Below are 6,279 nucleotides of genomic sequence, written 5' to 3'. Positions count from 1 at the left end.
CAGTGGCAATATAGCTACAATACGATTCAACCATTAAAGCCGCAAATTGATGAATTAAGCAGTCGGTATATTCAACATCATCATAAAAAAGATTACGATCAGTTTCTCAAAAAGTTAGATAAAGAGGTGCAAGTTTTTAAAGAAGCTTATGGGGAAGGAAAGTATGATAAGAAGCAATATGAAAATTATAAAACGAATAAAATTAATGACCTATATAAAAGAATGGGTAACGCCTTTTTACAAGAAATGAAGGCATATGATAAAGAACAAAAAAGAATCCATCACATGAAAAAATCAAAGTCATTTCGAAAATTTCAGCAGAATGTATCTATTCAGTATTCTATGAGAAAAGTGGAAGGCGCTTTTAAAAGTGAATATGAAAGTTGGAAAAATCAAAAGTATTATGAGCGTATGCAAAGGGAAAATGCATATGAAAATGAAAGGGGTTAGATCATGGAGAATAAAAAAATACGAATGAAGTTATCATTAAATGAAAATGTCCATCAATACATTCAAGACTACATGGATGAAAACAATATTACACATCCAGGAGATGCTATATCAAAAATTTGTATGGAGCATCAAGCATCAAAAAGTTCAGAATGGTCATTGAATTATATTTCCGAAATTGTATCAAAGAATCTACACGATGTGTTGAAAAGTGAACTAACAAAAATTCGTCTTGGTGCAAATAGTGCGGATAGAAATACGCAAATTTTAATTGAATTATTAAATGGTTATTTCTTTTTAGAGGGCGTAGATAGCCTTATTACGACTGATAAACAAGAGATGGGAAGTGTGAAGATAGCTAAAGAAGTTGTAGCGGAACGGATTAGTCATGCAAGACAAAAACGTATAGATCATGAGGCATCAAAGAACAATGTAACGTAAGCTACATTGTTTCTTTTTATAAAAAAACAGGAGGTTATAAGGATGTTATTATTTCATGAAGATATCGCATTAGGAGTCATTAAAGAGATTGGAGAAGGTGAACTTGTTTTACTTGTAAAAGATGAAGGACTAACAATCAAAATTACACGAGAACAAGAGGAAGAACTTGCAGTTCATGTCATGAATCAAGAGAATATGTTAGTTCCGATCAATGTAAAAACTCATGAGCTTTTCTTCGATACAACTGAGAGATGGAATGAAGAGGAAATGGAGGAATTACAAAAAGCAAGTGAAAGAGTAGGAGAAGATCATGAGTAAAAGTTATAAGAAAAAGTATCAAACGAAATCACCAGAAGAAAAGAAAGAAGCTGTGCAAGCTTTAACAAAAAAGATGGAAAAAAGCGTTGAAGGTTACTTTCGTACACCGGGAGATTTGAAAGAGTATCTAACGTTTATGGCAAAATTTTATCATTATTCACCATCTAATATTTCATTAATACAGAGTCAATTCCAGGGAGCCAGTGCAGTTGGTTCCTTTTCTTTTTGGAAAGAAAAAGGATTTCCGGTTAAGAAGGGTGAGAAAGGAATTAAAATTCTTGTTCCAAACCGAACGGTAGCAAAATTTAAAGACAAAGATGGGACATGGAAATCCGTTACAAAGGCGAGTGAGCAAGAGAAAAAACAAATTGAATCTAAAAGCGTACAAGTGAAACCAGGTCGCTTATATTTTGCTGTCGGTCATGTGTTTGATGTGTCCCAAACAAACGCAAAAGCGGAAGATCTTCCTCGTATTTTTCCGGATCGTTGGCTAGACGGGAGCGTAACAGATTACAAGAGTTTGTACAAGGGAATGGAAGCCATTGCGGAAAAAAACGGTGTGAAAATTATTGTGCCGAAGCAAGAACTTGGGGTCGCAAAGGGGGTTAGTTACACCTTAACAAAAGAGGTTGCTTTGAATCCTAGAAACAGTGAATTACAAAATGTAAAAACACTTCTTCACGAATTGGCGCATGCCAAACTTCATACAGCAGAGACACATATGAATTACACAGCACCAGAAAAAGAGTTTCAAGCAGAAATGACAGCTTATGCCGTTTCTTCTTACTTTGGGATTGATACGAGCGAATATTCTTTAGGGTATTTAGCAAACTGGACACAAGGAAAAGAAATGAAAGATAAAACGAAATTATTGAAAGAAGTACATGAAACTTCAATTGAATTTATTGAAACAATTGAAAGCATGTTGGAAAAAGAAAGAACAAACGAAAAAGGAGTAGATCATATGGAAAAACAAGGGTCTGAAAATAAAGATGGAAATGTAAGAGACAATTTCGAAATTTTAACGGGCATTCAACAAAATGCACAGCAACTTATCAATGAAAGGCTGGGATTAAATTTTGAAAAACATTGGGAAAACTATGAGATTCAGCTTTCAGAAGATAATCGTGTATTAGAAGAAATAAACCCTAATATTCGTTTGAATTTAAGGGAAATGGAACAGATCGTTTATGAATTTGGTACAAACAGAGAACAAGATTCACTTAAAAAAATTACAGATACATTAGAGCCATATTATGAAGCTGATTTGTTAGGAGATAGTTTCAATGATATACCACTTGCTAGGGTTTCATTAGATCGAGAAAAGAGTTTAAAAGTCGATTGTGTTAATGAGTATGTGAAAGAAAAACATAAGGATTTTTGGTTTCAAAATTCAGTGAGCCTAGCTTTGAATGTAATTAATCACCGAATTTCAACAGCGCATAAAGAAGTAATGAATAATGATATTGAATATAAAGGGCTATATCCAAAAGCCGAATCAGAAGTGATTTATTGCAACGAAACAGGCAAGCCACTACAGCAAAATGAAGAAGTTTTTCATGTCGAGGATCATGGATATACAGTAGCAGAAGAGGCAAGTTTTAAAGGTCTAGATAAAGGAGATGGGTATTATACAACGATTGAATATGAACATGTAGAAGAAAAAATACTTGCACCAATTGGACTAGAAAAAAACGATCAACATAGCCTTGTAAATGAAAAACAGAATGAAAAAAATATTTTACTAGTGGAATATATGAGCTTAAGTAATACGACACAAGAACTTATTTCTATTTCAGAGTTAAGGGAACAAGCAGATAGGAATCGTGCGTTTGAACCTGTAGATGGTGCAGAAAAATTGAGTGATAAAGAATTTATTGATGCATTTAACGAGGCGAATCAAGAAAAGTATGCAGCACTTAATCAGAATGAAATTAATCGTCCAACTATGCTAGTCCAATGGAGCGACAATGAAACTTTTAAGAATAATCAACTGATCCCATTTGGAGAAGCCAATGAAAAAATGGCTGAAGTTATTTCAAGTATTGAAAAAGCAAGGGAAGAAGCTAGAGAAAGAGGTGAAAGCATCCCTTACGATCAAGCTCGTTATCATATTGCCATTCCAAAAGAAGTCGATAGGGATTTTGGAAGAATGGAGCTTGTGAGTATGGATCGTATGAATATGGGGGATGGGGACTATAAGACACCGTATGAACAGGTATTAAACGAGAAAAGGCATTTATCGGATGAAGTAAAACAAGCGTTACGAGATGAGGTAGTAAACCATAGAAATAACAAAGAAATACCAATGGAAAAAGCACAAGAAAATCCATTAGAAAAATCGAAAGAGACACCCAACCACTTAGTTACAATTGAAGTATTAGCAAATGGTATGCAAGATGAAGAACTGGCAAGAATCCACATGATGGATGCCGTTACGAAAGATATAAATCATTTGTCTGTATGGAATCAAGATAAAACAAATCGGGACGATTTATATGTTTCCCTCATGGAAAAGAACGGGAAACGAGAAAATGTCTATTTAGATAACATTTTGAAACCAGATTTATATGAAAAGGTTCAAAGTTCTATCTTTGACGGGAGAGGAAATTTGTCATTTGTTGTTTATGAAAAGGATGCAAATATGAGTCTAGATGAATTGGTAAAAGATGAACGATATGGACTCTTAGTTGAAAAAGCGGAGGCACAAAAAGATTACTCATTTAATGAAAAAGAAGTGGAATTGTATAAAGAAATGAAAAAGGAAGGATATGCATCTATTGTCTCTTTAGATCAACAAATTCAACCTTCAAAAGAAAAAGAATCAACTACATTAGATAAAGATTTAAGCCGAAAATTTGAAGCATACAGACGTTCACAATATGAAGAGACACCAGATAATATTGATAGCATTGTCACTCGTGTAAAAGCTGAAGAACGGTATTATACAACGAAATATGTTTCGATTGATAATGAGCTGGTAAGCCAGGAACACGTAGTAAAATTAGAAAACCAGGTGGATGAGAAGCTTGGAAAAGAAGGAATAACGGTGAATCAGTCTACAACTTCAAAGGAAAAGGATTTTGATAAAAATTTTCAGCCATTGAATGGAAAACAAACGAATGATAAAGAAAAAGATAAGGAAATAGATCCTGGGAATGTAGATCAGTCGAAGTCTACAAAGAAATCGGGTAGAAAAAAAGAAACAATGGAAATGGAACGATGAAAAATTGTATAGACGGAATACCAGATTAAATCATTTTTTGTTACTCAATTGAGATAACGGAGGGTGATTTTTTTATATCTAAAAATGAAAGAGGGCAAAAGAAAAAGCCCTCTTTCTTATTTATAGAACGGAAAGGAGAGAATGCCATGAATGTATGGTTGTTTGTGGGCTGTATGTTCCTTGTAGCTGTCTTTTTGAACATGTTTCTATTGTTTGGTCACAGAATGATGAAAAAGCGGAGAAATAAGAAATGGAAGCGTGAAACTGAAATTGCAGATTAATAGGAGGTAGTACTTATGGGGAAAACATTATTTATTGCTGAAAAACAGAAGGTAGCTGTTGAATTATTAAAATCACCTAGATTTAGAAACTCTCAAAAGTATTCGGGAAGTATGCCGTATTATGGCTACTATGAAAATGAAAATTACATTATTAGTTGGTGCCGGGGGCATTTATTAGAGTTAAAACATCCGGAAGAGATGGATTCCAAGTATAAAGTATTTAAATTGGAGCATTTACCCTTAATTTATCAGCCAGTTTATAAAGTAAAACAAGAGTATGCTGAGCAACTACAAACACTTGTTAAACTATTGCAGCGTCATGACGTTGAACACGTGGTTAACATCTGTGACGCGGATCGAGAAGGAGAATTAATCTATAGAGAGGTGTACGAGTACGCGGGGGTAAATAAGAAGCAGTCTCGTGTATATAAATCATCTTATGAGGCCGCAGAATTAGAGGGAGCATTGAACCGATTAGAACCATTAAAAGATTATGACGGGCTTGCACAATCGGCTAAAGCAAGGCAATACCTGGATTATATTCTAGGGATTAATGTTACAAGGGGCTGTACATCCAAACTAGCAAGAAACCAATTTTTATTGGCTTCTGGTCGTGTTCAAATGTGTATCTTGAATGAAATCCGTCAAAGGGAAATCGCTATTCAAAATTATAAAGAACAAACCTATTACAATTTAAAGCTACTAACGGAAAACGGTTTATCACCAGTAATGAAAACAGAAGATCAACTGATAGATCCATCGCCACTACAAAAGCTTGGAGATAGCTTGAAAGAAACGAATGTAATTGTAACGGAATTTAAAGAAAGCAATAGAAAAAAGAAACCAAAATTATTATATAACTTAACGGATATCTACAAAGATGCTCACGCAAAACTGAAGATAAATGCGGAGACAGCAAAAAAACATATTCAGAGTTTGTATGAAGAAGGCTTTATCACATATCCTCGTTCTTCATCTAGGCACTTACCTACAGAACAAGTGGAACGAGTGAAAGAAGTAATGGCAGCATTAGAAAAAAGCGCCTATGCAAATCTTGTACAACAAGTATCTCCATCTTCTATTACGAAAAAACATTCTACTTTTAATGATGAATTAGTCAGTAGTCACTTTGCCATCATCCCAACAACAAAATTATATGTCGGGACCAACCGAGAACCATTAGAAAAACAGTTATATGACTTAATTGTAAAACGATTTATCGGGAATTTTATGAAACCAGCAATCTACCTGGTAAGAGAAGTACATTTTATAGATCAAGAGGGCAACACATACAGTACAAAAGAAAAAATCCTACAAGAGAAAGGGTTTCTAAGTGTGTTTCAAGAGGATTTAGAAGAGGGGTCAGTTGAAGCATTCCAGATACCTATTTTACAAGAAGGAGATTCTTTCAGAATCGTTCAGTATGACTTGATTGAGTCTCGAACAAAGAAACCAGCCTTTCATACGGAAAGTTCCATTTTAACCTTTATGGAAACGGCAGGACGTAAATTAGATGATGAACATTTGAAGGAACTCATGAAAGGGAAACGGATTGGGACAGTG

6 protein-coding genes are annotated in these 6,279 nt (G+C 34.4%); all 6 read left to right on the top strand.

Annotated elements, in window-relative coordinates:
- Positions 1–450, top strand: a 450-nt coding sequence (mobL, locus tag ACLBXA_RS29130) for a relaxase MobL (RefSeq protein ID WP_447617727.1), incomplete at its 5' end; no start/stop codon positions are given.
- Positions 451–453: 3 nt separating this feature from the next.
- Positions 454–891 (top strand): hypothetical protein, encoded by a 438-nt coding sequence (locus ACLBXA_RS29125; protein ID WP_000428253.1) that lies wholly within the window; start codon positions 454–456, stop codon positions 889–891.
- Positions 892–933: 42 nt separating this feature from the next.
- Positions 934–1,209 (top strand): hypothetical protein, encoded by a 276-nt coding sequence (locus ACLBXA_RS29120; protein WP_277489794.1) that lies wholly within the window; start codon positions 934–936, stop codon positions 1,207–1,209.
- The gene (locus ACLBXA_RS29115; protein ID WP_277489792.1) at positions 1,202–4,435 is read left to right on the top strand and encodes an LPD25 domain-containing protein; all 3,234 of its coding nucleotides are present in this window, start codon (positions 1,202–1,204) and stop codon (positions 4,433–4,435) included. Before ACLBXA_RS29120 ends, ACLBXA_RS29115 begins: the two co-directional genes overlap by 8 nt.
- A 146-nt stretch (positions 4,436–4,581) precedes the next feature.
- Positions 4,582–4,716, top strand: a complete 135-nt coding sequence (locus tag ACLBXA_RS29110; protein ID WP_277489790.1) for a hypothetical protein — start codon at positions 4,582–4,584, stop codon at positions 4,714–4,716.
- A gap of 15 nt (positions 4,717–4,731) precedes the next feature.
- Positions 4,732–6,279, top strand: a 1,548-nt coding sequence (locus tag ACLBXA_RS29105) for a DNA topoisomerase (protein WP_447617726.1), incomplete at its 3' end; no start/stop codon positions are given.

Source organism: Bacillus sp. D48C, from assembly GCF_053345735.1.
The sequence above is the reverse complement of the archived record's forward strand: the minus strand, read 5'-3'. Positions and strand labels throughout refer to the sequence as shown.